The sequence below is a fragment of the Halomicronema hongdechloris C2206 genome (assembly GCF_002075285.3).
Lineage (GTDB): Bacteria > Cyanobacteriota > Cyanobacteriia > Phormidesmidales > Phormidesmidaceae > Halomicronema_B > Halomicronema_B hongdechloris.
In genome coordinates, this window is record NZ_CP021983.2 from 4,526,389 (window position 1) to 4,551,344 (window position 24,956).

At 55.5% G+C, this 24,956-nt stretch carries 25 protein-coding genes and 1 tRNA gene; 17 read left to right on the forward strand and 9 right to left on the reverse strand.

Annotated features, from left to right (window positions below; all coding sequences use genetic code 11):
• Positions 1 to 11: 11 nt before the first annotated feature.
• On the forward strand, positions 12 to 851 hold the full coding sequence (locus tag XM38_RS20545) for an SAM hydrolase/SAM-dependent halogenase family protein (RefSeq protein WP_080805864.1): 840 nt from the start codon (positions 12 to 14) through the stop codon (positions 849 to 851).
• Here the strand turns inward: XM38_RS20545 and XM38_RS20550 are convergent.
• Positions 848 to 1,333: a CRR6 family NdhI maturation factor gene (locus tag XM38_RS20550; protein WP_080806083.1), complete on the reverse strand. Its 486-nt coding sequence runs from the start codon at positions 1,331 to 1,333 to the stop codon at positions 848 to 850. The two genes, XM38_RS20545 and XM38_RS20550, sit on opposite strands and share 4 nt — an antisense overlap.
• A gap of 250 nt (positions 1,334 to 1,583) precedes the next feature.
• Between XM38_RS20550 and wecB the strand changes: the two genes are divergently transcribed.
• The gene (wecB, locus tag XM38_RS20555; protein ID WP_080805866.1) at positions 1,584 to 2,696 is read left to right on the forward strand and encodes a non-hydrolyzing UDP-N-acetylglucosamine 2-epimerase; all 1,113 of its coding nucleotides are present in this window, start codon (positions 1,584 to 1,586) and stop codon (positions 2,694 to 2,696) included.
• A 2-nt stretch (positions 2,697 to 2,698) separates the two neighbouring features.
• Here wecB and XM38_RS20560 read toward each other — a convergent pair whose 3' ends face one another.
• Together XM38_RS20560 and XM38_RS20565 are read right to left on the reverse strand one after the other, a co-directional pair.
• Entirely contained in the window at positions 2,699 to 2,968 is a 270-nt protein-coding gene (locus XM38_RS20560) for a DUF7219 family protein (RefSeq protein ID WP_080805868.1), read from the reverse strand.
• Positions 2,969 to 3,101: 133 nt separating this feature from the next.
• Positions 3,102 to 3,599, reverse strand: coding sequence for an SLOG cluster 4 domain-containing protein (locus XM38_RS20565; RefSeq protein ID WP_080805870.1), 498 nt, complete (start codon positions 3,597 to 3,599; stop codon positions 3,102 to 3,104).
• Positions 3,600 to 3,802: 203 nt separating this feature from the next.
• Here XM38_RS20565 and XM38_RS20570 point away from each other — a divergent pair, with 203 nt between their 5' ends.
• Positions 3,803 to 5,680: an alpha/beta hydrolase gene (locus XM38_RS20570; protein WP_080805872.1), complete on the forward strand. Its 1,878-nt coding sequence runs from the start codon at positions 3,803 to 3,805 to the stop codon at positions 5,678 to 5,680.
• On the opposite strand, the gene XM38_RS20575 is transcribed toward XM38_RS20570, so the two are convergent.
• On the reverse strand, positions 5,649 to 6,488 hold the full coding sequence (locus XM38_RS20575) for a pentapeptide repeat-containing protein (RefSeq protein WP_080805874.1): 840 nt from the start codon (positions 6,486 to 6,488) through the stop codon (positions 5,649 to 5,651). The genes XM38_RS20570 and XM38_RS20575 overlap by 32 nt on opposite strands.
• 286 nt (positions 6,489 to 6,774) lie before the next feature.
• On the opposite strand from XM38_RS20575, the gene ilvD reads away from it, so the two are divergent.
• The 6 genes from ilvD to XM38_RS20605 all read left to right on the forward strand — a co-directional run bounded on the left by ilvD (position 6,775) and on the right by XM38_RS20605 (position 11,820).
• The gene (gene ilvD / locus XM38_RS20580) at positions 6,775 to 8,460 is read left to right on the forward strand and encodes a dihydroxy-acid dehydratase (RefSeq protein ID WP_080805876.1); all 1,686 of its coding nucleotides are present in this window, start codon (positions 6,775 to 6,777) and stop codon (positions 8,458 to 8,460) included.
• Between the two features lie 387 nt (positions 8,461 to 8,847).
• Positions 8,848 to 9,093: an RNA recognition motif domain-containing protein gene (locus XM38_RS20585; RefSeq protein WP_080805877.1), complete on the forward strand. Its 246-nt coding sequence runs from the start codon at positions 8,848 to 8,850 to the stop codon at positions 9,091 to 9,093.
• Positions 9,094 to 9,134: 41 nt separating this feature from the next.
• A complete protein-coding gene (locus XM38_RS20590) occupies positions 9,135 to 9,659 on the forward strand; it encodes a hypothetical protein (RefSeq protein WP_080805879.1) in 525 nt (174 codons plus the stop codon).
• A 155-nt stretch (positions 9,660 to 9,814) separates the two neighbouring features.
• A tRNA-Gly gene (locus tag XM38_RS20595) sits at positions 9,815 to 9,886 on the forward strand.
• 259 nt (positions 9,887 to 10,145) lie between these two features.
• Positions 10,146 to 10,553, forward strand: a complete 408-nt coding sequence (locus XM38_RS20600; protein WP_080805881.1) for a hypothetical protein — start codon at positions 10,146 to 10,148, stop codon at positions 10,551 to 10,553.
• A gap of 4 nt (positions 10,554 to 10,557) precedes the next feature.
• Positions 10,558 to 11,820 carry an aldehyde dehydrogenase family protein gene (locus XM38_RS20605; RefSeq protein WP_088430909.1) on the forward strand — a complete coding sequence of 421 codons (1,263 nt, stop codon included), beginning with the start codon at positions 10,558 to 10,560 and terminating at the stop codon, positions 11,818 to 11,820.
• A gap of 177 nt (positions 11,821 to 11,997) precedes the next feature.
• Here XM38_RS20605 and XM38_RS20610 read toward each other — a convergent pair whose 3' ends face one another.
• Entirely contained in the window at positions 11,998 to 12,819 is an 822-nt protein-coding gene (locus XM38_RS20610; protein ID WP_088430912.1) for an acyl-CoA desaturase, read from the reverse strand.
• An 85-nt stretch (positions 12,820 to 12,904) separates the two neighbouring features.
• On the opposite strand from XM38_RS20610, the gene XM38_RS20615 reads away from it, so the two are divergent.
• Positions 12,905 to 14,137 (forward strand): methionine gamma-lyase family protein, encoded by a 1,233-nt coding sequence (locus tag XM38_RS20615; protein ID WP_080805885.1) that lies wholly within the window; start codon positions 12,905 to 12,907, stop codon positions 14,135 to 14,137.
• A 32-nt stretch (positions 14,138 to 14,169) separates the two neighbouring features.
• The gene (gene hisG / locus XM38_RS20620) at positions 14,170 to 14,823 is read left to right on the forward strand and encodes an ATP phosphoribosyltransferase (RefSeq protein ID WP_088430914.1); all 654 of its coding nucleotides are present in this window, start codon (positions 14,170 to 14,172) and stop codon (positions 14,821 to 14,823) included.
• Here hisG and XM38_RS20625 read toward each other — a convergent pair.
• Both XM38_RS20625 and XM38_RS20630 read right to left on the reverse strand, forming a co-directional pair.
• Positions 14,816 to 15,334, reverse strand: a complete 519-nt coding sequence (locus XM38_RS20625) for a hypothetical protein (protein WP_088430916.1) — start codon at positions 15,332 to 15,334, stop codon at positions 14,816 to 14,818. The two genes, hisG and XM38_RS20625, sit on opposite strands and share 8 nt — an antisense overlap.
• 298 nt (positions 15,335 to 15,632) lie before the next feature.
• Positions 15,633 to 16,715, reverse strand: a complete 1,083-nt coding sequence (locus XM38_RS20630) for a PIN/TRAM domain-containing protein (protein ID WP_088430918.1) — start codon at positions 16,713 to 16,715, stop codon at positions 15,633 to 15,635.
• A gap of 166 nt (positions 16,716 to 16,881) precedes the next feature.
• Between XM38_RS20630 and hemW the strand changes: the two genes are divergently transcribed.
• From hemW to XM38_RS20655, 5 genes are all read left to right on the forward strand, one after another.
• A complete protein-coding gene (hemW, locus tag XM38_RS20635) occupies positions 16,882 to 18,135 on the forward strand; it encodes a radical SAM family heme chaperone HemW (RefSeq protein WP_088431807.1) in 1,254 nt (417 codons plus the stop codon).
• 202 nt (positions 18,136 to 18,337) lie between these two features.
• A complete protein-coding gene (gene serA, locus XM38_RS20640) occupies positions 18,338 to 19,918 on the forward strand; it encodes a phosphoglycerate dehydrogenase (protein WP_080805889.1) in 1,581 nt (526 codons plus the stop codon).
• 36 nt (positions 19,919 to 19,954) lie between these two features.
• Entirely contained in the window at positions 19,955 to 20,842 is an 888-nt protein-coding gene (gene prmA, locus XM38_RS20645) for a 50S ribosomal protein L11 methyltransferase (protein ID WP_080805891.1), read from the forward strand.
• Between the two features lie 76 nt (positions 20,843 to 20,918).
• A complete protein-coding gene (locus tag XM38_RS20650; protein WP_080805893.1) occupies positions 20,919 to 21,101 on the forward strand; it encodes a hypothetical protein in 183 nt (60 codons plus the stop codon).
• A 28-nt stretch (positions 21,102 to 21,129) separates the two neighbouring features.
• The gene (locus tag XM38_RS20655) at positions 21,130 to 22,311 is read left to right on the forward strand and encodes a homocysteine biosynthesis protein (protein ID WP_080805895.1); all 1,182 of its coding nucleotides are present in this window, start codon (positions 21,130 to 21,132) and stop codon (positions 22,309 to 22,311) included.
• Between the two features lie 20 nt (positions 22,312 to 22,331).
• Here XM38_RS20655 and XM38_RS26165 read toward each other — a convergent pair whose 3' ends face one another.
• Both XM38_RS26165 and XM38_RS20665 read right to left on the reverse strand, forming a co-directional pair.
• The gene (locus XM38_RS26165; RefSeq protein WP_080805897.1) at positions 22,332 to 23,216 is read right to left on the reverse strand and encodes a hypothetical protein; all 885 of its coding nucleotides are present in this window, start codon (positions 23,214 to 23,216) and stop codon (positions 22,332 to 22,334) included.
• Positions 23,217 to 23,253: 37 nt separating this feature from the next.
• Positions 23,254 to 23,457, reverse strand: a complete 204-nt coding sequence (locus XM38_RS20665; RefSeq protein WP_137455194.1) for a hypothetical protein — start codon at positions 23,455 to 23,457, stop codon at positions 23,254 to 23,256.
• 534 nt (positions 23,458 to 23,991) lie between these two features.
• Here XM38_RS20665 and XM38_RS20670 point away from each other — a divergent pair.
• Entirely contained in the window at positions 23,992 to 24,855 is an 864-nt protein-coding gene (locus XM38_RS20670) for a tetratricopeptide repeat protein (RefSeq protein WP_080805898.1), read from the forward strand.
• The last annotated feature ends 101 nt before the right edge of the window (positions 24,856 to 24,956 follow it).

The window sequence follows — 24,956 nt, forward strand, 5'->3', positions numbered from 1 at the left end:
GTTAATTGGCTATGGCTGCCCTGATTACCCTACTCACCGACTTCGGCGACCGCGATGTCTATGTCGGCGTCATGAAAGGCGTGATCGCCCAGATCTGTCCTGGGGCTCCTACCATTGACCTCACCCATGCCATTCCCCCCCAGGCCGTCACCGCCGCCCGCTTCAATCTGGCAACCGCCTATCCCTACTTTCCCGATGGCACCGTGCACCTAATGGTGGTGGATCCGGGGGTGGGCACGCAGCGGCGAGCCATCGCCATCCAGACTCCCCGCGGCTTTTTGGTGGGTCCCGATAACGGCGGCTTCAGTGGTGTGCTGCAACAGGAAGACGCGATGGCCCTCAAGGGCCGGTCTAGCCACTCTGGGGCGGCTTCGCCAACGACCATCGCAGCGGTCGAACTCAGTAACCGCGATTACTGGCGGAGCCTAAACCCCAGCACCACCTTCCACGGTCGTGACATCTTCGCCCCCGCTGCCGCTCACTTGGCCAACGGCGTTCCCTTAGACTACCTGGGTCGCCCCATCGATCCTCAGACCCTAATCAGCCTAGAGCCGCCACCACTAGCCCCCATCAATGGGGGACTGCAAGGCACCATTCAATACATCGATCATTTCGGTAACCTAATCACCACCATCCCGGCGGCAGCCGTTGCCCAAAAACCGTGGCAGGTGCAATTCAACCAAGCTACGTTACCCCAGACCCAGACCTATGGCGAGGTTCCCCCTGGCGAACCAGCCGCCTTCATCGGCAGCCATGGCTGGCTGGAAATTGCCGTCAACGGTAGCAGTGCCTGGGAACGATTTCGGGTCCGTCTCGGGGACCCCGTGCAGGTCATCTGGCAGATGCCCTAGGCAGATTGCTGCAACAAGTCAAATAGCCCTTCTTCGATGTCATAGCCCAACATCTGAGTCATAAATTTTACCCGGGTCACATTCACTTGCCCCTGTTGCTGTAGCCAACGCGTGATCACAAAGATCTTATGCATCACGAAGATTTCTAAGGCCTCTGGATTGTAGCGAATGCCATCGGTGGGGCTGAATTGGTGGGGCACCAGCATGGCTGTGTAGCGGCCGAGCTCGCCGGCTTCCCAATCCAGCACAAAGGGTAACCAGGGATAGAGACTGTCTAAGCGAATGAACCAGAGACGCACCGCCGGGATTTCCGACAACTCTCTCGGATCCGTGGGCTCGCGAGGATACTCTACTTCGAATCGCAGATTAAGGTCCTGCTTTGGCAGATTGCCCGCCGCTATCAACGGCTCCAGCACTGCAGTGGCTGGACTGAGATCAAGGGTGTGCAGCGTCTCAGGGGTCAACGTCAGGGTATAAACCATGGGCAGAGGCATAAATGTCCACTCAGATCATTGTGCCAGCCTAGAACCAGCTCCTCTGAGAGAGCTGAGAGATACGAAAAAACCATGCCATGATAGGGAGTTGTGCCAGCCCCTCGCTCATCTGGGCTGACCTACTATTGCAACTTGCTGACTACTGCAGATGACGCGATAGTTAGGCTCATGCCCCATCCCTGACATGGGCTGCGCCAAGACACTGTGATGCATCCTGCTGCTGTCTACCGTTTGCTATATGGCTGATTCTCCCCGTCGTGTTTGCATTACCCTGGGCACCCGTCCAGAGGCGATCAAGTTGGCCCCGGTGATTCAAGCCTTTCAGCGAGATCCTCAGTACGACACTCGGGTGATTCTGACTGGCCAGCATCGCGAGATGGTAGATCAGGTAATGGCCCTGTTTGATCTCACCGCCAATGAAGACCTGGCTATCATGCAGCCGCAGCAGACCTTGACCGAGATTACCTGTCGCAGTTTGCAGGGGTTGGAAACCTGTTTCCAACGGCTCCAGCCAGATCTAGTCCTGGTGCAGGGAGATACCTCCACCGCCTTTGCTGCTGCCCTGGCGGCGTTTTACCGCAAGATTCCCGTAGGGCATGTGGAAGCGGGGTTACGCACCGATGATCTGTTCAATCCCTATCCGGAAGAAGCCAACCGCCGCCTGATTTCTCAGCTTACCCAACTCCATTTTGCCCCCACCCAGACAGCGGTGAAGCATCTACAGCGCTCCGGCGTCGTCGGCCAAATCCACCACACCGGCAATACCGTCATCGATGCCCTACTGACGGTGGCGGTCCGCCAGCCTCAATGCCCGATCCCTGGTCTGGATTGGTCAGCCCATCGAGTGGTACTAGCCACGGTGCACCGGCGGGAAAACTGGGGTCAGCCCTTACAGGGAATTATCCAGGGCTTTTTAAGCCTACTCGATAAGTTCCCAGATACGGCTCTGCTACTGCCGCTACACCGTAATCCCGTGGTGCGGGAGCCGCTGCAGGCTCAGTTAGGCTCTCATCCCCGAGTATTTTTGAGTGAGCCCCTAGACTATGGGGAACTGGTGGGAGCCCTACAGCGGTGTTATTTGCTGCTTACCGATTCTGGTGGCTTGCAGGAAGAAGCCCCTGGCTTGGGGAAGCCGGTATTAGTGTTGCGGCAGACTACAGAGCGACCTGAGGCCATGGAAGCGGGAACGGCCCGCCTGGTGGGTACCGAGGCTCAGTCCATCGTCGCCGCTGCCTCAGAACTGCTGGGCAATCCAGAGGCCTATGAGACCATGGCCCAAGCGATCAATCCCTTCGGCGATGGCCACGCCGCCCAGCGTATTGTCGAGATTGTCAATCGTTATCTCTCCTAAAGCTACTCTCCGCCCTTATCCTCTGGAGGCGATGGCATGTCCAGTAGGTTCTTCTTAGAATCTTTCAACTGTTTCCACAGCTGTTTAATTTCCTTGTAAGCATCGTGGGGGGGCATTTTCCCCGCTGTCTCCAGATTGCAGATATAGGAAACCCGCTGGGCAAATTCCTGGAGGTTGGCATTGAAGGTTAAATTCTGAGGCGTGAAGTCTCCTCGGTACTGACTGCGAGGGTAGAGAAAGTCATCTTTGGACGATGGATCAGAGTTAGCCATAGTACATTTCCTAGCGGTCTGTCTGTCGAGGACGGTCATTGGTCCTTAGCATAGAGAAGTTTTCTAATATTCGCTTGCTCCCTTTTACTGAGAAGGGCTGTTCCCCAGGTATCAATGCTGTCTTACTGCCGATCTAACTGGGCTCGTATAGCCGAGCTCGAATCTGCTCCACAGCCTGATCAACCGTGGTAGCCCAGCCAATGGTTTGGGAAGTAAGCCGCTGAAAGAAACGGTAGCTATTAGCACTACTCTGGAGCATCACCACCGGTCGATGGGCCTTAATGGCCAGGGCAATTTCTGAGGTAGTGCCGACGCCTAAGCCGCAGGCGACGACTACATGGCTGGAGAGCACATTGAGATTATTGCGGGCGTTGCCTAAATCGCTCAGGATAGCAATATCAATGGCACTTGATTGCTGGCTGGCGTTGGCTGTGGGCAAAATGCCTATGGTTAGCCCACCTGCCGATTTAGCCCCTCGGCTGGCGGCATCCATGACGCCTACATTGCGTCCTCCAGTAAGCACCACCCAACCCTGGTGGGCAATTTGTTGGCCTAGAGCATAGGCTGTTTCCATCTCAATGGCCGTTGCGCCATCCCCTGGTCCCATGATACCGACAATCGTTTTGGGCATGACTCACCTGAAATTCTGGCCTGAAATTCTGGCACGTGCAAAAAAACTTGATGCTGTGGACCCTCTCAAGGGCAAGATCCGTCGTTTAGATTAAGAGGGAGTTGCTTACCTCGTCTGATAGTGACTTTTCCCTGGTCACAGGCCCCTGTCATAGGCTGAGAGAAAAATCCTAGTCATTCCATTCCCTTGATTGCCGCTAACCCATGACTGTCCAGCTGCTTCGTTTATCGTCTAGCCGCCTTTATTCTGTCCTGCGTTCTGGGCTAGTTGCCCTGGTGGTTTGTGGGCAGGGGATCTTGGCTGGGCCTGCTCTAGCTGCAGAGCAGATTGAGTTTCGCGTCGGTCCGCTGCGCCATACCGTTAAAATCGAGGATTTAGAGGAGTTCGCCGCAACGGGACAGATTCCCCCCAGATTACGGGTGTTTGAGCCCCTGCTGACGGATCAAACCAGAGAAATGCTCAACAGTCATGTGGCCCTAGACCCGGAGGTGAGCGATCGCATCTTAGATGATGTCTTGCAGTCCTCCAACGGTCAACACTTACTCGATACCCTGGCGGCGGTGGCCCCTAATCTCTCGGTGCAGGAGCTCAAGGCGGCGATCCAATTGGCTGCCCTGCAAACCCCGGGACTGAGTCTGCTAGGCATCTTACGAGCAATTCCCCAAGATACCTTACAGGTTAATGGAACTGCCCTGATCGGCCTCATTTCCCAACTCAACTTTTCCCGTCTAGAGGGAGAGGCCCTAGGGCGAGTCTTAGAGCAAGAGTTGGCCGTATCGACCCCACTAGACGAATCGCTTCATCTAGTGGATCCCACGCAACCAGGCCCAGAGGAGATCAGGGTTTGGGAACTACGGCTCAACGATCGCAGCCGAGATCGTCGCATCCCTATTGATATCTATTGGAGCCGCCAAACCCAGGGACCGTTGGTGGTCATGTCCCACGGCTTTGGGGCCGATCGCTATTTTCTAGCCTATTTGGCTCGCCACCTAGCTTCCCACGGTCTCACGGTGGTGTCGGTGGAACATCCCGGCAGCAATGTGGCGGCCCTGGCCGACATTCCCCTCGACCTACGAGCCGGTCGAGAACCCAGCCGGATTCTGCCGGCCGATGAGTTTCTAGAGCGCCCGCGGGACATCAGCTTCGTGCTAGATCGCCTGGCCCAGCTGAATGACTCGTCCTTTGCCTTGCGCGATCGCTTGAACACAGACCAGGTCACTCTGATTGGTCACTCCCTGGGAGGCTATACGGGGTTGGCTCTGGCTGGGGCCCCGTTGGATGTGCGATCGCTACGCCGTAGCTGCGCCGATTTAGACCCCATTGGCCTTTCCCCAGCCGCCTGGCTCCAGTGTGCTGCCGCCAATCTAGCTTTGCAGCCTCCCTCCTTGAGAGATGAGCGCATCACCCAAGTCATGGCCATGAACCCCTTAACTGGCGACTTGTTTAGCGCTCAAGGCTTAAGTCAAATCAAGGTTCCGGTACTACTCCTGGCCGGCACCCAAGACAGCGTCACTCCCATCATCGATCAGCAGTTACGGCCCTTTCACCAGTTGACTGGCCCTAAGTATCTCGTCACGGTAGTCGGAGGCACCCATCTGAGCGTTGGCGATCCGGACAATATCAACCCAGAATTACAGGAAATTCCCTTCATGCCTGAGTTGAGAGGGGAAACCACCGCCCGCCTACGACAATTTTTGCAGGGGCTCAGCCTTAGCTTTGTGATGCAACAAGGAGAATTGGCTGAGCAATACACCATTTTCCTCACCCCCGAGTATGCCCAGAGCTTTTCAACCCCAGAGCTGAGCCTGCGGTTAAGCCAATCGCTTCCAGAGAGCCTAACCCGCTGGCTCAATCTCAACCAACAAGCTTGGATCAAACGCGATCGCATGCCAGGCTATCTGGTGTCATTTTTGCACCTAGAAGCCATTGATATGCACCGTCGCCTGCAGCAGCTTCAACAGCAGATGATTGCCTATCTGCGCACCAGCCCACCGGCGCTGACAGTTGTGCCCTTACCATCCCTGCAGCCTCAGCCTTGGTTACAGGCGACTACTCATGGGTCAGACCATCTGGCAGAATAGCGCCGGTTAGGTCAGCATGCCTTAAATTCGTGTAATCAAGCTTGGCATTGATCATGACAGCTTCGGACAAATCCGCCCCACTCAGGTTCGACCAAAACAGCTTGGTGCGATAGAGCGTGGCTCCGTGCAAATTAGCCCCCCGCAGCGAGCACCAATTTAAATTAGCCCCCCGCAGATTCGCGGCGATGAGGCTGACATTCACCAAGCTTGCCCCATTCATCCGAGCTCGGCTTAGATCGGCCTGGCGTAAGTCAGCCCCCTCTAAGCTAGCGCCGCTTAGGGAGACATTCGTTAGGCTTGCCCCCGATAAGATAGCGCCATTCATGATGGCGCTGGTGAGATTCGCACCATCTAACTTGGCCTGACTGAGATCGGCGCTCAGCATTTTGGCCCGCGTCAGACTGGCATTGGTGAGATTGGCTAGTTGCAGGACAGCCCTATCGAAGTTGGCTTCATTCAAGTTGGCTTCTTCCAACACCGAGTGGCTCAGATTTGCCCGGGTGAGGATGACACTGCGCATGCCAGCATCGGTGAGATTGGCCTCGAGCATGGTGGCATCGGTGAGATCGGCTCCGATCAAATTAGCTAATACCAAGTGAGCCTGGTTTAGATTCGCTTCCGTGAGCGCAGCTTCCCGCAAGTTAACGCCAGTCAAAATGGCACCTCGCAAATTAGCTTGGCGCAAGTTAGCCCGCCTCAGATTAGCTTCGCTTAGATCGCAATTGGCTAAATTCACCTTTGCCAATTGAGCAGCACGAAAGTCTCTCTCTCCTGCTGCATAACGTTTCAGCAGTTCATCCGCATTCATAGGCCAAGATCGCAGAAGTGAATAGTAAGCCCTCACAGAAGACCGATATAGTCTATCGTGATGAGCGGTTGTGCCATGCCTAAATCTATATATTTTGCCTCCCCACTCCCTATCCCCCAGCTCTGGATGTCAAATTTAGATTGGTCAACTACTAGGGGAACCTCCTGTGAATAGAATGGAGGATGGTCCTAACCGGGAGCATTGTTCTCAGACTGTCCCTTCGTCATTGCCCATTCGTCATTGCCCATTCGTCATTGCCCATTCGTCATTGATTGAGAGAAAGACCATGCCGGATAACCGCAGAAGCCAAATCGTCACCCAAGGAGTCCAACGAACGCCTAATCGAGCCATGCTCCGGGCGGTAGGCTTTGGTGATGATGACTTTACTAAGCCCATCATTGGCGTGGCTAATGGCTTCAGCACCATTACCCCCTGCAACATGGGGTTAGGGCAGTTAGCCCAGCGCGCCGAAACGGGGATTCATCAGGCTGGTGCCATGCCCCAGATGTTCGGCACTATCACGATTAGTGACGGGATTTCCATGGGCACTGAGGGAATGAAATATTCTTTGGTGTCCCGAGAGGTGATTGCCGACTCCATTGAGACCGTATGCAATGGCCAAAGCATGGATGGGGTCATTGCCATTGGTGGCTGTGACAAAAATATGCCAGGGGCAATGATTGCCATCGCTCGCCTCAACATCCCGGCGATTTTTGTCTACGGCGGCACCATCAAGCCGGGGCATTACGATGGCGAAGATTTGACGGTAGTCAGTGCCTTTGAGGCGGTGGGCCAATATAGTGCTGGCAAGATCAATGACGAGCGACTGCTGGCGGTGGAGCGCCATGCCTGCCCTGGCGTTGGGTCTTGCGGTGGCATGTTTACGGCTAATACCATGTCATCTGCCTTCGAGGCCATGGGGATGAGTCTGATATATTCCTCCACCATGGCAGCTGAAGATGCTGAAAAAGCAGATAGTACGGCTAAGTCAGCGGCGGTACTGGTAGAGGCTGTCCACAAACAAATTCTGCCCAGCCATATTCTCACCCGAGAGGCGTTTGAAAATGCTATCGCCGTCATTATGGCCGTTGGCGGCTCCACCAACTCGGTGTTGCATCTGCTGGCCATAGCCAACACCATCGGCGTAGAGTTGAGCATCGATGACTTTGAGCGTATTCGCCGTCGGGTGCCTGTGTTCTGTAATCTGAAACCTTCTGGTCGATACGTCGCCACAGACTTTCACCAAGCTGGGGGAGTCCCTCAGGTGATGAAAATGCTGTTGGTGAATGGGCTGCTCCATGGCGAGGCGCTGACGATCACCGGTCAGACTGTGGCGGAATTACTGGCGGATATTCCGGCAGAACCTCGTCCAGATCAGGATGTGATTCGTCCCTTTGATGACCCGCTTTATGCCCAGGGACACCTGGGCATTCTCAAGGGTAATCTGGCGGTTGAGGGGGCAGTAGCTAAGTTAACCGGCATTAAGCATCGCAAAATCACTGGGCCAGCCCGGGTGTTTGAGTCTGAAGAGGATTGCCTGCGGGCAATTTTGGACAAGCAGATTCAGGCGGGAGATGTGATTGTGGTGCGCTATGAAGGGCCCAAGGGCGGCCCTGGCATGCGAGAGATGCTGGCCCCTACCTCGGCCATCATTGGCGCTGGGCTAGGCGATTCGGTGGGGCTGATTACCGATGGTCGATTTTCGGGGGGAACCTATGGCATGGTCGTCGGCCATGTGGCTCCAGAGGCTGCTGTAGGAGGTGCGATCGCGTTGGTACAAGAGGGGGACCCGATCACCATTGACGCCGATGCCAATCTATTGCAATTAGAGGCATCAGAGGAAGAGCTTGAGCGCCGCCGCTCGGCTTGGCAACCTCGTCCTCCCCATTACCGCCGGGGAGTGCTGGGTAAGTATGCCAAGTTAGTATCGTCTAGCAGTCAGGGCGCTGTGACCGATAGGGGGCTATTCTAGGCTAACCTCCACCCCTTGTTGCCCTCTGGAAAACCCCCTAGATACTTACAAAGGGAGCCTCTCAGCCGCCTAGGCTCCCTGATGCAGGTAAGAACCTGGAGATTGCGAGGTCTAGAGTCTCGATCAAGGCCCCGATCGAGGCCTTGTAAAATTTTAATTCGAAGTTTCCGCTGGCTACTGTAAAGAGGGGACTACCGTTGGTCCTGCCTTCAGCAGAGGCCTTGTTTTCGCCGACGAAGCTTGTAAATTGCTGCTGTTGTGGCAAAGTTACGGTAGAGTTTGGTGAGATGGTTCGCGATTAAATCATCTACTGCGATTGTTGTCATCTACAAATACACCTCCGTCCAGCTCGCATCACCTGTGGTTTTAGCTAAGGGGACAGCCCTAATGTCTATTTATGTTGGCAATGTGTCCTATGACGCTACGGAGGAGCAGATCACTCAACTATTTTCTGAGTACGGTACTGTCAGTCGGGTCAGTATCCCCACGGATCGGGAGACGGGACGCTCTCGAGGATTTGTCTTTGTGGACATGGAGTCCGTCACTGAAGAGTCGGCGGCCATTGATGCCTTGAATGGGATTGAATGGCTGGGGCGTAGTCTCAAGGTGAATCAGGCCAGACCCCGATCCTAGGCCAGCCCCATCTCAAGCCAATCAATGACAGGAGATCCGCTATGGCTCCAGACACTATTCGTGCCGTTACTGAGATTCGGCAAGAGTTTTATCGACGATTTGCCGATTTAATGGCCGTGCCCGTCAGCATTAATTCAGAAAAGGCCTACGGCAGCACCCCTTCAAAGGTCTCCTGGGTGGATGAACAGAATCACAGCAATTACATCTGTGTCTATGCCCATCTAGCTCCAGACATGTTGTTTCCGGACCGACCTTTGATTCTGCGACTAGCTGTTAACAATGGCATGGAATACATGGCAGCTAAGTCGATGAGTCGCACCCGGGCTGGGCTGATGAGAAAGATCAAAGTGAATGTCACCCTCTTACCTGAGGAAATCTTAGCCTTCTTGCCCTGGCTGAGCACTCTGGTATCTTGCTCAACGTCTGACTTCCATCAAACGCTGACAGAGCCTCCCTATCCTCTCAGCATAGAGAATTCGGCTGGTCTCTGCCATCAGGCTTGGACCAAACGGGCTTTGATGCGATTCTCTCAGCATTTACGACACTGTGAGGCAATTTCCAGATAAGCCCCGTTCACCATCGAGATAGCTTTATTGTTCTGAGATCAGCCGGGAGCTGGTCTGTCTGCAACTAAGGTCTATCGTTCCTGCAGGAAAATAGATGCTACCAAGGGTAAGGGCATGCTAAAATAGCTGCCTAGTTCGAGCCAGTTCTGTCATATGCGGGTATAGCTCAGCGGTAGAGCGTCACCTTGCCAAGGTGAATGTCGCGCGTTCGAATCGCGTTACCCGCTTTTTAGAAAGATGGGGAGCTCATATGACCTAACCCCAGTCTGAATTGGGTTGACTGTGCCTGTGACTACCCCCCTTTGGATATTGTTTTTCTAAGGTCGTTTTAGCTAAGGTGAGAGAGATTCTGTAGGGTTCACCCTTTCTTCATGGGGATTTATCCTCAGCCTTGAACAGATCGATGCAAGATGATGGATAGGCTGGCTAGTCTGTGACTTGTCAAGCTTTGGTTGATTTTTCTCTAGAATCTGCTGGCAACTGGCTGTGCGTTCTCCTAAGACTCACAAGATTGACCTAAATGCAGATTATCCCTGCCCCTGTCGTCGCCGTGGACGGTTGAAGCCGATTGCCCTAACCGATGCCTTTGGATGCGATCGCTGCCAGCAAATCTTTGTGGTTCGTGATGATGGCTATGCCATAGAGCAGTTGTCTACCCACTACCCCTATAAACGAGCTTGGCGTTGGACCGGTCACCAATGGCGCTTGGATCGAGCCACCAGTAATAGCTATTTGCCCGTCTTACTGGTGGTACTGTTTGGCGTGATGGTATTTATTTTATTACTGGCTACCTTACACCCACCAACAGGCACTAGCATGGTCGTGCGTCTAATTGCGGCCTTGCTAATCTCGTTATTGTTGGTTTTTATGTTTTGGTTAGCCTCCAGACGCTGACACCATGGCTTCATCCCAATCCTCTTTTGAGTTCTCCCAGATCCTGGAACAGGTGCGTCAGGCATCCCATGCGTTGGCCCTAGCCGGGTGTGAGCATCAAAGTCATGCCTTAGATTGCATGGCCCACGGCTTAGATAGTGCTCAAGACACTATTTTGGAGGCCAATACTCTGGATTTGGAGGCCAGTTTGGAGATGGCGGTGCCAGAGCTCGTCTTAGACTGGCTGAAGCTGACTCCAGAACGGCTGCAGCACACGATTAAGATCTTACGCCGCTTGGCCGCCTTGGGAGACCCACGTCCTTTGTTGCAGTCTCCCATGCCCCGCCTCAGTCAAACAGCAACGGGTTACACTCAGGTGACTCCGTTGGGGGTTGTGGCTCTGGTCTACGAAGCCCTGCCAGAATTAGCCGCGATAGCAGCAGGGTTGTGCATACGGACCGGCAATGGGCTAGTACTCAAAGGAGGCAACGAAGCCAGCCAAACGAACCAGGCGATTATCCAAGTGTTGCAGCAGGAGATAGATCGGGCTGGTCTCAACCACCAATGCCTCTGGCCGTTGACGACTGATCAAGGAGATGCTGCTCGGACTTGGCTGATGCAAGCCCGAGGGATCGATCTATTGATTCCCTATGGGCGTCCCACTCTCATTCAGCAGGTCATGCGCCATGCGACGGTGCCGGTGCTGCCCATTGCCATGGGCAATTGCTACTTATATTGGGCGGCTTCAGGGGCGGAGAAACAGGTTGGCGACCTGATCGTAGATAGCCATAAGGGGAGCCCGGATGCTGTCAATGCCATTGAAAAGGTCCTGATCCATGAGTCCCATGATGGTGCCTCGCTGCAACGGCTATGGCAGTACTTGCAGACCTATGGTTTTAGCCTGCGAGGAGATGATGCCATGGCGGCAACTTATCCAGAACTCACTGCGATGGAATCAGGAGAATGGAGCCAGCCCTACCTTTCTCATACGGTGGCATTTCAGCGGGTGGTCGACGTAGCCCAGGCCGTGGATGTGATTAATCACCAAAGTAGTGGCCACGCCAATTGTCTGGTCAGTGAATCCTATCGAGAAGCCCATTATTTTAGTCAGCATCTGCAGAGCACAGCCATTTATATCAACACCTCACCGCGGTTTACTCGCAACCCTGTGCAAGCTGCTGGTATTGCCTTGGGGATGACGGCTCAACGAGGACGGGGCAAGGGGTTTATTGGTCTAGAGGCCCTGATGACAGCTAAACATATTATGCAGGGGACAATAGTGCCCTAACGATATAGTGGGCTAGCTAGCTCCCTGGTAGGCTGCGGCATCAGGTCGCATTGGCCAGCAATCATTGGTTGCAGGGCTAGAGAACTAGAGAGCACTAGAAAAAGCACTAAAAAAAGGCACTGGTGTAGTGCCTGTCCCAGAAATCATCAAATGTGCTGTTCTATAGCAAGCCAGAGGTTAGGGGGCTTCTGATTCTGCCAGTTTCACCCGACTGGCTAAGCCCAGTAGCTGCAAGAGGCGGATCATTAACCAAGTGGTATCAATTTCCCACCACCTTAATCCGTGGCGAGCGGAATATTGAAAGGCGTGATGGTTGTTGTGCCAGCCTTCACCGTAGGTTACCAGGGCAACCCACCAACAGTTAGTGGAGGCATCCTCGGTCTCGTAGTTGCGGTAGCCAAATTTATGGGTAGCGCTATTGACGAGCCAAGTGCAGTGATAGACAGCTACCAGGCGGACAAAAATGCCCCATACGACGAAGGGCCAGCCGCCAAGGGCATACAAAATCAGGGCTAGAGCAAACTGAAGCGCTAAAAAGTAGTTGTTAAAGAAGTGGTATACCGGATCGTTGGCGATATCTCGAGCAAATCGTCGAATTTCAATGTCTTTCGGTAATTCACGCAGCAGCCACCCCATATGACTCCACCAGAACCCTTTTCTAGAATCATGGTGATCGATGGATTGGTCAGAGTAAACGTGATGGTGTCGGTGCAGGCCGACCCACTCAATAGGGCCATGCTGGCAGGCTAGGCTACCACAGAATACGAAGAAATATTCTAACCAGGTGGGAACCTGAAAGCTGCGATGGGCAATGAGACGGTGCCATCCTAAGGTGATACCAAGACAGCCCGTAATCCAGTGTAGTAGTAAGGCCACCCCAACAGCACCCCAGCTAAAGTTACTAGGCAGCAAGGCTAGTAGGGCAGCTAGATGAACGGCCAACATAAACGAGGTCGTTGGCCAATTAAACACAGGTAATTCAGATTTAGCAACAGTCATGCAAAGTTCTCAAATTATGGACAAGGAGGGCTAATCATAGGCAGAATATGGAGTCTATACGACTCTGCTGGCGCAATTGCCCTCCATGGAACGATCTAAAACGTTGGAGCTATCAGAACAAGCACTATTTCAGATTTTTTCTGGATTTGACCTGCAGGTCAAGAACAACCTGGCCAGGGTCCTGGTGGCGTTTCGCCAACATCGGGTAGGCACTCACCACTTTGCCAGTGTGTCTGGCTATGGCCACAATGATTTGGGTCGAGACACGCTAGATCAGGTCTTTGCCACGGTAATGCAGGCGGAAGCTGCAGCGGTGCGGCTGCAATTCGTTTCAGGAACCCATGCGATCGCATGTGCCCTATTCGGCATCTTGCGACCGGGAGATGAAATGTTAGCGGTGGCAGGTCAGCCTTACGACACCCTAGAAGAAGTCATTGGCACTCGAGGCCAGGGACAAGGATCCCTACAGGAATTTGGCATTAGTTATCGACAGTTATCGCTGACTCCCAGGGGCACAATTGATTGGGCGACCTTGGCTGACGCTGTTCGATCCGATACACGGTTAGTGTTAATTCAGCGATCCTGCGGATATAGCTGGCGGCCCAGTCTCACCATAGACGATATCGAGGAGATCGTGCACGTGGTAAAACGGCAGAATCCTGATACCGTCTGCTTTGTAGACAATTGCTATGGTGAGTTCGTCGCCGATCGGGAACCCCCAGCCGTGGGCGCCGACTTAATCGCTGGGTCACTCATCAAAAACCCAGGCGGCACCATTGCTCCCACCGGTGGATATGTGGCTGGTCGCACCGAGTGGGTAGAGGCCGCCGCCTATCGTCTCACGGCCCCAGGCATTGGCCGCCACGGCGGCACTACCTTAGACCAAACCCGCCTCCTCTTTCAAGGCCTATTCCTGGCCCCGCAAATGGTAGGAGAAGCCATGAAGGGCAACTATCTTATTGCGGCCACCTGTCATGGCCTGGGCTATCCCGTCAATCCCGCCGTCAATGCCGCCCAACGGGATGTCATCCAGGCGGTGCAACTGGGCAGTGCCGAGAAACTAATTGCCTTCTGTAAAGCGATTCAGCACTATTCTCCAGTAGAGTCCTATGTGGAGCCGGTTCCCGCCACCATGCCTGGCTACGACAGCGATCTAGTCATGGCTGGTGGCACCTTTATCGATGGCAGCACCGCTGAACTGTCTGCCGATGGTCCCCTGCGTCCCCCCTACATTGTCTATTGTCAGGGCGGTACCCACTGGACCCATGTGGCTCTGGCCCTGGAGGCCGCCGTGGCCGCGATTGGACCAGCCCATTGATACAATAGGCCAGGCCCTATCTATCCATGACTATGTTGACCATTGCCCTGCCAAAGGGAGCCCTATTGGAAGAGACCATTCGCCGCTTCCAAGCAGTCGGCATCGACTTTAGTGCCTTTCAAGACTCATCCAACCGCCAATTGCAAATTGAAGATCCCAGCGGACGGACCAGGGGGCTGCTGGTACGAGCCCAGGATGTGCCAGTTTACGTCGAATATGGCCAGGCTCAACTCGGTATTGTCGGCTATGATGTGCTGCGGGAGAAACACCCCCAAGTGGCTCATTTGGCAGACCTAAGCTTTGGTGATTGCCGTCTATCGGTCGCGGTCAAGGCCGATAGCCCTTATCGATCGGCTCTAGATCTCCCCCCTCACAGCCGGGTTGCCTCTAAGTTTATTAATTGCGCTCGAGACTATTTCCAAGATATCGACCTGCCAGTGGATATTGTGCCCCTGTATGGTTCCGTAGAACTTGGCCCCATTACCGGCATGTCAGAAGCCATCGTAGATTTGGTCTCCACAGGGCGTACCCTGAGAGAAAACAATCTGATGGAATTAGAAGTGCTGTATCACAGCACTGCCCGACTGATTGCCCATCCCCTGAGTTATCGATTGAACGTTGATGGCTTGGGAAATGTAATTGAAGCCCTGCGACAGTCATCGCTGGTGCCAGCTTCGGTTAACTAGCTATGCCCTGAGAAGGGGTAGATTCCTGAGCAGCAGAGGACTGGCCAGGGGCAGGCGAGCGACGGCGATGGCGATGGCTGGGTCTTTGGTACAGGGAGCCCAGCGCTAGGGCTGCAGCTAAGAGCATCCCCGCTATGCCCAAGGTAAATAGCGCCAGCGAGAAGACAATCAAGCCATCGAGCGACACCAGGGTACGCAGAGCCAACCCTAGCAGACTAGCTAAGAAGAGGGTCAGTACCCCATGGAGCACCCCAATGCTGTAACCAATCAGTCGATACGCCAATAGGAGTTGAGAGGGCCTGCGGCTAGCCTGGAGCCATTGCCCTGGCTGCTCTCCAAGCCATGGTCCTCTGGCCAGATAAGAGCGTCGCCGCTGCAGGCGATGCTGCAACTGGGTTGCCAGCGAACCATGGTGTAGCCATAGCACCAGCCAAAATAACGCAGCAAGCAGGGTCATCAGCGCTGAATTCAACATCAGTTGAATCAACTGGCTGGTTTGGTGCACAGACATCGGCAGCTCCCTAGGGCAAGCATGTATAGGTCAAATGTACTATAAAATTACTCCGGGCGGGAATCCCGCTGGACAAAAACGGACCGAGTCCCTTGCCATAGCTACAGCATGGTGAGGCGGCGGGGAATATGCCACTCCATTGCCTTTAGCGTCCTGGTGGTATCGATAACGGCGTGGCTCTTGTGAAGTCGCCGATGTGACCAGGATACGCTCGGGCAAGCTGCTCTAGGCAGATCGCTCTAGTGCTCCATCTGCTGGGCTCAGTATGGTAGCCTCTGTGAACGTGTGCCCTGGTTTCCTAAGAGGTAACGACGGAAGTCTTAGGGCGAGCAAAGATCATGCGACCGGCTGAGGTCTGTAGAGAGCCGGTGACCACTACTGCGAGTTCATCGCCGATATGATCTCGACCTTCCTCTACGACAACCATGGTGCCGTCATTCAGGTAGCCGACGCCCTGCTGAGGTTCCTTCCCTTCTTTGACGATGCGCAGATCGATATCGTCGCCAGGGAGATAATTGGGGCGAATGGCCTGGGCTAGGTCATTGATATTCAGTACGTCGACGTCTTGGAAGCTAGCCACCTTGTTGAGATTGTAGTCGTTGGTGAGGAGAGTGGCGTTGAGTTCTTGGGCTAACTTGACCAACTTGGCATCGACGGTGGGAATATCCTCGTAGTCAGCGGCATTGATCAAGACACGGTTGGGATAGGTCTCGCGAATACGATTGAGAATATCGAGCCCCCGTCGCCCCCGCACTCGCTTTTGATCATTGGACGCATCGGCCACTTGTTGTAATTCCTGCAGCACGAATTGAGGCACCAGAATTTGCCCTTCTAAAAACTTAGTGTCTAGGAGTCCCTCTATGCGGCCATCAATGATGCAGCTGGTATCGAGAACCTTTGTGGTAGAGGGCTTGAGGGTACCTTCGGCCAAGAGCATGGACTCGACGCTGTTGGGGTTAATGATACGTAATAGAGACCGCCCATGGGTATCGACCAAGTTCATGCCAGAGACAGCAAACAACACACTGCCCAAGACCGCCATCATCGGCTTGATAAACACAAACTCAGCGGGGATGGGCAGCAGGAATAGGGGCGCCAACATCAGGTTGGCAATCAATAGCCCCACCACTAGGCCAACGGCTCTGGTCAGCAGCCGATCCGGGGGCATATCACGAACTTGCTTTTCCAGGCGTCGATAGCTGGTTTGAACCACTAGCCCCAGGGCCGTTCCCAACAAGGCTCCAAATCCAGCGGTAACAGAACTCAGGCCTTCCAAGTTCGTAACCTGCTGTAGGATGCGCTGGGGCAACAAATCGACTGAATAAAAGCCAATCCCCGCCCCAGCTAGCATGAATGAAATGACAATTAGTGCGTCGAGCATAGTAGGTCGCTACTCGGGCCAATCTCAGTGTACGGGCGATGGTGTCTCTTTAGAGAATCGGTATTGGGCTGGCGCTGTTGCCATTGATCTATGCTATAGCATTCATTATAGTGATCCCTTTGGTGGGGATTTGTCCCCCGTTTCCCTATCGCTCCTGATGCTGAGCATGGCTGCCTCCCATTCCCCTTGCCTGCGGACTTGTCCGCCGAAGGCGGCCTATGTGCATATTCCGTTTTGCCGGCGTCGATGCTTCTACTGTGATTTTCCTATCTCGGTGATGGGCGATAGTCGGCGGGGAGAGACCTCGAGAACAGTGCGCCAGTATGTTGCCTGGTTGCAGCGGGAAATCGCAGCGACGCCGCCAGGGCCGCCACTGCGGACAATCTTTTTTGGTGGGGGGACCCCTTCCCTGTTGGATGGCTCCCAGCTGGCGATGCTATTGCGAAGCTTGCGGTGCCGCTTCGGCGTTGAGCCGGGGGTGGAGATCTCGGTGGAGATGGATCCAGGCACCTTCACCCTAGAGCAGCTACAGCACTACCGCCAATTAGGGGTGACTCGTGTCAGTTTGGGGGTGCAGTCGTTCCAGAATGAGCAGTTGCAAGCCTGTGGTCGCACCCATCGTCGGGCTCAAATTGAGCAAGCCATTGGTTGGTTGCAGGCAGTTAACCTGCCCAGTTGGAGTTTGGATCTGATCTCGGGCTTGCCGGGGCAGACCCTGGCCAGTTGGCAAGAGACTCTGACCGAGGCAATCGCCCATGGATCGCCGCACCTGTCGGTCTATGACTTGACTCTGGAACCCGGCACTGCCTTTGATCGGTGGTATCGTCCTGGGCAAGGGCCATTACCTAGTGATGAGACTACTGCGGCCATGTATCGCCTAACTCAGCAACTTCTGGTGGCTGCGGGCTATCAACATTATGAGATTTCCAACTATGCTCAGCCGGGGCATTCTTGTCGCCATAACCGTGTCTATTGGCAGAACCGTCCCTACTATGGCTTTGGCATGGGGGCGACGAGCTATGTCCATGGCCAACGGGTGAGTCGGCCCCGTACACGCCGCCAATACTATGGCTGGGTGGAGCAGTATGAGGCCCAAGGGGGGCGGCATAAAGAGCCGCTGACCTCTCGCCAAGATCAGGTCTTGGAGACCCTGATGCTGGGCTTGCGGCTGGCGGAGGGAGTTGCGATCGCACCATTAATTCCCCTAGCCGGGACCTCCCTGGTTTCCATCCTCGCTCGCTGTCTGAGACCCTACATCGATAAGGGCTGGGTACTCATTGATGGCGATAAAGACGATACTATCACCGCAGACAGCCGCATCCGACTGCGGGACCCAGAGGGTTTCCTCATGTCCAACACGATTTTGACTGCTCTCTTTGCAGCCCTTACCCCTGCCCCCCAATCGTGCCCCCAATCGTGATGACGATCTGGAGACATACGAGACCAGGGCAATGGTTACCGTTGATGCCGTTACTATATTATTTAACCGGAAGTTCAAACTCCCCTAAGCCGCTCTGGCCAATGGCCTGTCCCCTGTCACTGGCACGTCGCCGTCAGGAGACGACACTGGGCAGTGAGGTCTTTGCAGTACAATAGCTCCTTGTGAAATCCGTTGCTGAGCTATGCCTAAGGTTCTTGTTTCCGACTCTATCGATCAAGCTGGACTTGATATTCTCTCTCAGGTAGCTCAGGTCGACGTGAAAACCGGCCTGTCTCCCGACGAACTGGCTGCGATCATTTCTGATTATGACGCCCTGATGATTCGCTCGGGTACCCGGGTGACGAAAGCGGTCATCGAAGCCGGTAAACAACTCAAAATCATTGGTCGAGCTGGGGTTGGGGTCGACAACGTCGACGTGCCCATGGCCACTCGCCGCGGCATTGTGGTGGTCAACTCGCCGGAAGGAAACACCATTGCGGCGGCTGAACATGCCCTAGCCATGATGCTGGCCCTGTCTCGTCATATCGCCGCGGCTGACCAGTCCGTTAAAGCTGGCCAATGGAATCGCAAGCAATTTACCGGGGTAGAAGTTTATAAAAAGACCCTGGGAGTCGTCGGTTTAGGAAAAATCGGCTCCCACGTGGCCAACGTGGGGCGAGCCCTGGGGATGAATTTGTTGGCCTATGATCCCTTCATCTCATCGGAACGGGCCGATCAACTGGGCTGTCGTTTAGTGGATCTAGATCTGCTGCTGCGGGAAGCCGACTACGTCAGTCTGCACGTGCCGAAGATGCCAGAGACCATGCATCTGATTAATGAGCAGACCCTGGCGATCATGAAACCCACGGCCCGCCTGATTAACTGCTCTCGCGGTGGCGTGATCGACGAAATTGCCCTGGCCAATGCCCTGAAACAGGGGCAAATTGCTGGCGCCGCCCTGGATGTCTATGAAGAGGAACCCCTAGGGAACTCTCCCCTAAAACAGCTGGACAAAAACGTCATTCTCACGCCCCATTTAGGTGCCTCTACCGAGGAGGCCCAAGTGAATGTGGCCACGGATGTAGCGGAGCAAATTCGCGATGTGCTGCTAGGGCTACCGGCTCGTTCTGCCGTTAACATCCCCGGACTGCGGGCGGAAGTGCTGGATAAGCTGCGGCCCTATCTACAGTTGTCAGAAACCCTGGGCAACCTGGTGGGACAACTGGCTGGGGGCCGGGTGGAATCCCTCAGTGTGCGACTCCAGGGTGATATTGCCAACCACGACAGCCAACCGATCATGATTGCCGCCTTGAAGGGGCTGCTATCCCATGCTCTGCAGGAACGGGTCAACTATGTCAACGCCAGTATCGAGGCCAAAGAGCGGGGCATTCATGTGGTGGAGACCCGAGACGCCGCCGTGAAAGACTACACTGGCTCTCTGCAGTTGATGGCCAAGGGCTCTTTGGGCGAACACTCCGTGACCGGGGTACTACTGGGGGGCGATGAGATTCGCATCACCGATATCGACGAATTTCCGATCAATGTGCCGCCAACTCGCTATATGCTGTTTACCCTGCACCGGGATATGCCCGGTATCATTGGCAAGATAGGGTCTCTGCTGGGCAGTTTTAATGTCAACATTGCCAGTATGCAAGTGGGCCGTAAGATCGTACGGGGAGATGCGGTGATGGTGCTCAGTATTGACGATCCGCTACCAGAGGGCATTCTCTCGGAAATCACGAAGGTGCCGGGCATTCGTGATGCCTACACGGTAAGCCTTTGATCGCGGGTTGGTAAGGTTTGTGATTCTCGGGGACATGTGAATAGCTGGTGGGATATTCAAGTCGTCTGTGATGCCGCGTTAGAAGACATTGTCTTTTGGCGGTTTGACCTTCTGGGTAGCCAGGGGACGTCGAGCCAACGCAAGGGACAAGCCCGCTTGATTCAGACCTATTTCCCCCAGCAGCGGTTCGAGTTGTTGGACTTAGCGGCGGTGGCGCTGTTGCTGCGGCAAGATGCCCTCTGCGCTGAGCTGCCGTTGCCGAGGGTGGACTGGTCTCTGATCGATGACGAGGACTGGTCGAAGAGCTGGAAGCAGCACTGGCAGCCCCAGGCCATCGGAGACCGCCTCTTGATTCTGCCGGCCTGGTTGTCTCCCCCGGCCGATGTTGATCGTCAGATCCTCCGCCTCGACCCTGGGGTCGCCTTCGGCACCGGTACCCATGCCACCACTCAGCTCTGTCTAGAGTCCTTGGAAATGCGATTAAGTGATCCGACGGCGGCCCCGGTGGTAGCAGATATCGGCTGTGGATCTGGCATTCTCGCCATTGCAGCCTTGTTAATGGGAGCACAGCAGGTCTATGCCGTCGATACCGATGATATGGCAGTGCAATCGACCCGGGCCAATTTGGAGCTCAACCACTTGGACCCACAGCGCTGTCTGGTGACTCAGGGCACCTTGGAGACGTTGACGAAGCAGTTGCCGGGGCCGGTGGATGGCATCCTCTGTAATATTCTGGCTGAGGTGATTCTAGATTTGATTCCCCAGATGAGTGATTTGGCCAAACCCACCAGCTGGGGAATTCTCAGTGGCATTCTGTTGGATCAGTCTAAGCTGGTGGCTGATACCTTGGAGCAGTATGGCTGGGTGGTGGCTACTCTGTGGCGACGGCAGGAGTGGTGTTGTCTGAATATTCGCCGGACTTGAGGCGTTTGACTGGGGCGTTTGACTGGGGCGTTTGACTGGGGCGTTTGACTGGGGCGTTTGACTGGGGAGAGTCACTATGGGGAGTCCGATTGGGTTTGTGGTGAAGGTATTTGCGATCGCAACCCTAATTGCCGTTGCCATCAAACATCTAGGGCCAACCCTAGCGATTCCGGCCACCCCCGCCGTCAGCCTCGGGCTAGTCTGTTTGCCCACCCTAGGGATCCTTGGCTGGTTAGGCTGGCATTGGCTCCGCTCCTAGCCTGACCGCTACCGCCCCGAGGTTTGCCATGGCCACCATCGACACCATCAACGACAAGATCCGCCGGGGGCAAGCCACCGTCATGACGGCGGCGGCCTTCAAAGCCCACGTGGCCGAGGTGGGAATCTCCCAGGCAGCCAAGACGGTAGATGTGGTCACCACTGGCACCTTCGAGCCCATGGAAGCCTCGGGAGCCATGTTAAACCTGGGCCATACGGATCCTCCCATCAAAATCCGTGACTGCTATCTGGATGGGGTGCCAGCCTACGCTGGCTTCGGGGCAGTTGACCTCTACCTGGGGGCCAGCCAAATGGCCCAGGGCAGCGACAACGACGAGCCGCGGGAACGGGGCGGTGGCCATGTGATTGCCGACTTGGTGGCCGGTAAATCGGTGCATCTGCAGGCCACAGGGCAGGTCACCGATTGCTATCCCCGCGCCGCCTTCGAAACCACCATCAGCCAACACAGCATTAACCAGTTCTATCTGTTCAATCCCCGCAACCTCTATCAAAATTTCATCGTCGGCGTCAACGGCGGTGAGCGTCCCCTCTACACCTATCTCGGCCCGTTGCAGCCTCGCCTGGGCAATGCGGTCTACTCTAACCCAGGGGCTTTGGCGCCCCTGATGAATGACCCCGACCTCCAGGTGATTGGCATCGGCAGTCGCATCTTTCTGGGGGGAGGCATTGGCTATGTGGCCTGGGAAGGCACCCAGCATTTTCCCCTGCAAAAGCGGCTGCCCAACCAGACGCCCATTGGCCCGGCGGCGACGGTGGCCCTGATTGGCGACGCTAAGCAGATGCAGGCCCGCTGGGTCCGGGGCTGCTTCTTCCGCGGCTATGGCCCTTCCCTGATGTTAGGGGTGGGGGTACCGATCCCGGTCCTGAATGAACCGGTGGCGCTGGGTTGTGCCGTTCGAGACAGTGAGCTGGTGGCACCGGTGGTTGACTTTGCCATTCCCCGTCGGGTGCGCCCCACCTTCGGCATGGTCAGCTATGCCCAGCTTAAGGCTGGCCGCATTACCATCGACGGCCGCCCGGTGCGCACCGCCCCGCTAGCGAGCCTCTATCTGGCCAACCAGGTGGCTGAGACCCTGAAACAGTGGATTGATGCGGGGCACTTTCAGTTGACGGCCCCCGTGGCGCCGTTGCCATGCGATCGCACCTTCATCCCCCAAGACACCTGGGGCAGGCAGGTGACCCTAGGCTAAGGCTGGAATTCGAGAAATGTCTAGTCCTGTTGCTGGGGTGGGTGATCGGCCTCTCGTTTGCGATGAACTGGCACGGGGCGACTGCCACTGGCAGCTGCCGCTGGCCGCGAGGCCCCGGAGCGGGGACCCTCCCGTCGAGGAGCCTTGCCCCGACTGCCACGGCTATGCCGCTTTTTCTTCTTAGGGGGAACCGCTGCCACCGGCGTGGCCTCCTGCAGCATCAGGGTTTTGCCCTGACGTTGGGCGGTTAAATCCCAGAAATAGCCAACGATTTTACCCTCCAGTTTGCCCTTGACCACCAGTCGAAATGCCTTTTGGGAGCCAGCACTGCGCTTGGCCCCTTGCAAAATCTTAATAAAAATCAACTCTTCCGCTTCTGAATAGCGAATGACCTCGCCCCGAATGGAGAAGTAATTGTCATCGACTGCCGCCACCTCAGGACTGGCCGTTTCAGATTCAGTCTGCTCCGGGGCCGCTTCCGCCTCAGTCTCTGCCGACGGCGAGGCGGCTTCCTCGGTTTCTGCCGGCGGCGAGGCGGCTTCCTCGGTTTCTGCCGACGGCGAGGCGGCTTCCTCGGTTTCTGCCGGCGGCGAGGCGGTTTCCTCCGATTGGCTGTGGGGATCTTCCCCTGGCAGTCCCAGGGTCTCGGGCTCCCAAACCCCGACAATCTGCAGGTGCAGATCTAAATCTTGGCTGTCCTCACTATCATCGGTGCGAGTACGGGGATAGACCACCCACTGATGGGGGGTCTCGAGGGTGAGGTGTTTCTTGACCAGACTGGTAATCCGCCCCAGCAGCACACTATCAATCGACGTGCCATCCTCCGTGGTCAACAGGCCCCGGTTGAATTGTTCCTCGGAGGGACTGTAGATGCCCCGAACCAAGCCGATGGCCCGATACTGCATGGGCTCACTGGGAGGAGAGATGGGGTGAGGCCGATGGTCAGCTACGGCAGCGGTTGAGGATGCTTGGGGCTCTACCGCGGCCCTGCTGTTGAGATGTATCAGCAGCAGTTTCTGACCGATGGGGCGGCGACATCAACGTCGGACGCATCGGTGGCGACTTCAATGTCTTCTTCTTTTGCTCTGATGACGGTTCCGGCGCGGATGGGGGAAACTCAGGAGAGTGATTAGCTGCCGAACTCATAACGACCTACACCTCTTCAATGCGATACCGATTAGCTTGGGGGAGCTGGAGGCTCTGTTGGGAAGAGCCTGGGTGAACTGCAATCTCAGGCGATTTGTCGGGGACGGTTGGCTTCCTCAGACTTGATTAACCCGTGATCTGGGTTACCCCGTGACTCAGGAGATATCCCTCACGCTAAGCCTAGCATCGCTAGGCTAGCCTCTCGTCAGCCATCCGCGCCTAGCCTGGGGAGTTGGCCTGCCCCAGATCCAGTTGCGATCGCAGTTACCTACGTTTCCGATCGATATTGGCGCAAATCCGAATATTTTGCATGCCTCCTACGGTTTTGTCGGCCTTGTGTGAAGTTTCTGTAGGCCAGGGGACAGGCTTACTCCCCCCTTTCTGCCCCTTGGCACTGGTCTGCAAGCGGCGCTAACCCTTGCCCCATCTAGTCCTAGGGCGTTTCCCCAGGAGAAACGCCAGATCTTGGGCTGGACTTGAGCTGGACTTGGGATAGGACGCTAAAATCGACGGGAAGTGGTTTAAGGAAATACCGTGGCTCTAAAACGCAACCGCTGGTTGGTAGGCGGTGTTCTTGTCGTGGCCTTGGGCGCCCTGTTGGCCCTATCTCTGCTCCCCATCATCGGCAGCATAGGCGACACTCCCGTCACCAGTAACAGTTCCGCTTCACAGCCGACTAATGAAGAGGCTCGGGCTGAATTGGAGAGTCGGGCCAAAGGTTACGAATTGGTGCTAGAACGGGAACCTGACAATCAAACTGCCCTACGGGGACTGCTAGAGACTCGGATCCAGCTCGGTGATATGGAAGGGGTATTAGCCCCCCTAGAGAAACTGGCTGAACTCAATCCCGATGTCAGTGACTATCGCATTCTCCTCGGGCAGACCCGCCAACGTCTCGGCGACCTAGAAGGCGCTGCCCAAGCCTACCGGGAGGTGCTGGATAAAACCCCCGGTAACATGAATGCCCTGCAGGGCCTAGTGGTCTTGCTGCTGCAGCAAGAGCGTCCCCAGGCTGCCATTGGGTTGTTGCAAGATACTCTGAAGCTGACCGAGGCAGATGACTCTTCCAACCAAATCGACAAAATTTCAGTGCAACTGCTCCTCGGGCAGGTCTATGTGGAAGAAGCCCGCTATGAGGAAGCCCTAGACCTCTACGACCAAGCCATAGCAGCCGCTGGCCAAGACTTTCGGCCTGTATTAGCCAAAGCCCTGGTGCTGAAGGAAATGGGCCAACCCGAAGAGGCACAGGCTCTATTTGATCAAGCCTTGGCCATGGCTCCCGATCGATTCCAGGACCAAATCGAACAACTGGCTGCGGGCGGATCCGAGCCAGCCGACACCCTAGAAGCTCCTGCCCCAGAGGCCGACAGTTCTGGTGCGGCTGCAGGTAATGAGTGATTAACCCCATATTTCGCAACGCGATCGCAAGACTTGTGCCGTTCTGGTAGCCTAGGTCGAGGCAACGAGCCCTGCGGTTGATCCACGCTACAGGCGTTCAA

Coding starts and splice junctions, on each gene's coding strand:
- XM38_RS20545 (WP_080805864.1), top strand. CDS start 12: ATGGCTGCCCTGATTACCCTACTCACCGACTTCGGCGACCGCGATGTC.
- XM38_RS20665 (WP_137455194.1), bottom strand. CDS start 23,457: ATGAGTTCGGCAGCTAATCACTCTCCTGAGTTTCCCCCATCCGCGCCG.
- XM38_RS20625 (WP_088430916.1), bottom strand. CDS start 15,334: ATGTCTGTGCACCAAACCAGCCAGTTGATTCAACTGATGTTGAATTCA.
- XM38_RS20655 (WP_080805895.1), top strand. CDS start 21,130: ATGGCCACCATCGACACCATCAACGACAAGATCCGCCGGGGGCAAGCC.
- wecB (WP_080805866.1), top strand. CDS start 1,584: ATGGCTGATTCTCCCCGTCGTGTTTGCATTACCCTGGGCACCCGTCCA.
- XM38_RS20650 (WP_080805893.1), top strand. CDS start 20,919: ATGGGGAGTCCGATTGGGTTTGTGGTGAAGGTATTTGCGATCGCAACC.
- XM38_RS20585 (WP_080805877.1), top strand. CDS start 8,848: ATGTCTATTTATGTTGGCAATGTGTCCTATGACGCTACGGAGGAGCAG.
- serA (WP_080805889.1), top strand. CDS start 18,338: ATGCCTAAGGTTCTTGTTTCCGACTCTATCGATCAAGCTGGACTTGAT.
- XM38_RS20630 (WP_088430918.1), bottom strand. CDS start 16,715: ATGCTCGACGCACTAATTGTCATTTCATTCATGCTAGCTGGGGCGGGG.
- XM38_RS20615 (WP_080805885.1), top strand. CDS start 12,905: ATGGAACGATCTAAAACGTTGGAGCTATCAGAACAAGCACTATTTCAG.
- hisG (WP_088430914.1), top strand. CDS start 14,170: ATGTTGACCATTGCCCTGCCAAAGGGAGCCCTATTGGAAGAGACCATT.
- XM38_RS20560 (WP_080805868.1), bottom strand. CDS start 2,968: ATGGCTAACTCTGATCCATCGTCCAAAGATGACTTTCTCTACCCTCGC.
- XM38_RS20565 (WP_080805870.1), bottom strand. CDS start 3,599: ATGCCCAAAACGATTGTCGGTATCATGGGACCAGGGGATGGCGCAACG.
- XM38_RS20610 (WP_088430912.1), bottom strand. CDS start 12,819: ATGACTGTTGCTAAATCTGAATTACCTGTGTTTAATTGGCCAACGACC.
- XM38_RS26165 (WP_080805897.1), bottom strand. CDS start 23,216: ATGCAGTATCGGGCCATCGGCTTGGTTCGGGGCATCTACAGTCCCTCC.
- ilvD (WP_080805876.1), top strand. CDS start 6,775: ATGCCGGATAACCGCAGAAGCCAAATCGTCACCCAAGGAGTCCAACGA.
- XM38_RS20590 (WP_080805879.1), top strand. CDS start 9,135: ATGGCTCCAGACACTATTCGTGCCGTTACTGAGATTCGGCAAGAGTTT.
- XM38_RS20570 (WP_080805872.1), top strand. CDS start 3,803: ATGACTGTCCAGCTGCTTCGTTTATCGTCTAGCCGCCTTTATTCTGTC.
- hemW (WP_088431807.1), top strand. CDS start 16,882: ATGGCTGCCTCCCATTCCCCTTGCCTGCGGACTTGTCCGCCGAAGGCG.
- XM38_RS20605 (WP_088430909.1), top strand. CDS start 10,558: ATGGCTTCATCCCAATCCTCTTTTGAGTTCTCCCAGATCCTGGAACAG.
- XM38_RS20575 (WP_080805874.1), bottom strand. CDS start 6,488: ATGAATGCGGATGAACTGCTGAAACGTTATGCAGCAGGAGAGAGAGAC.
- XM38_RS20550 (WP_080806083.1), bottom strand. CDS start 1,333: ATGGTTTATACCCTGACGTTGACCCCTGAGACGCTGCACACCCTTGAT.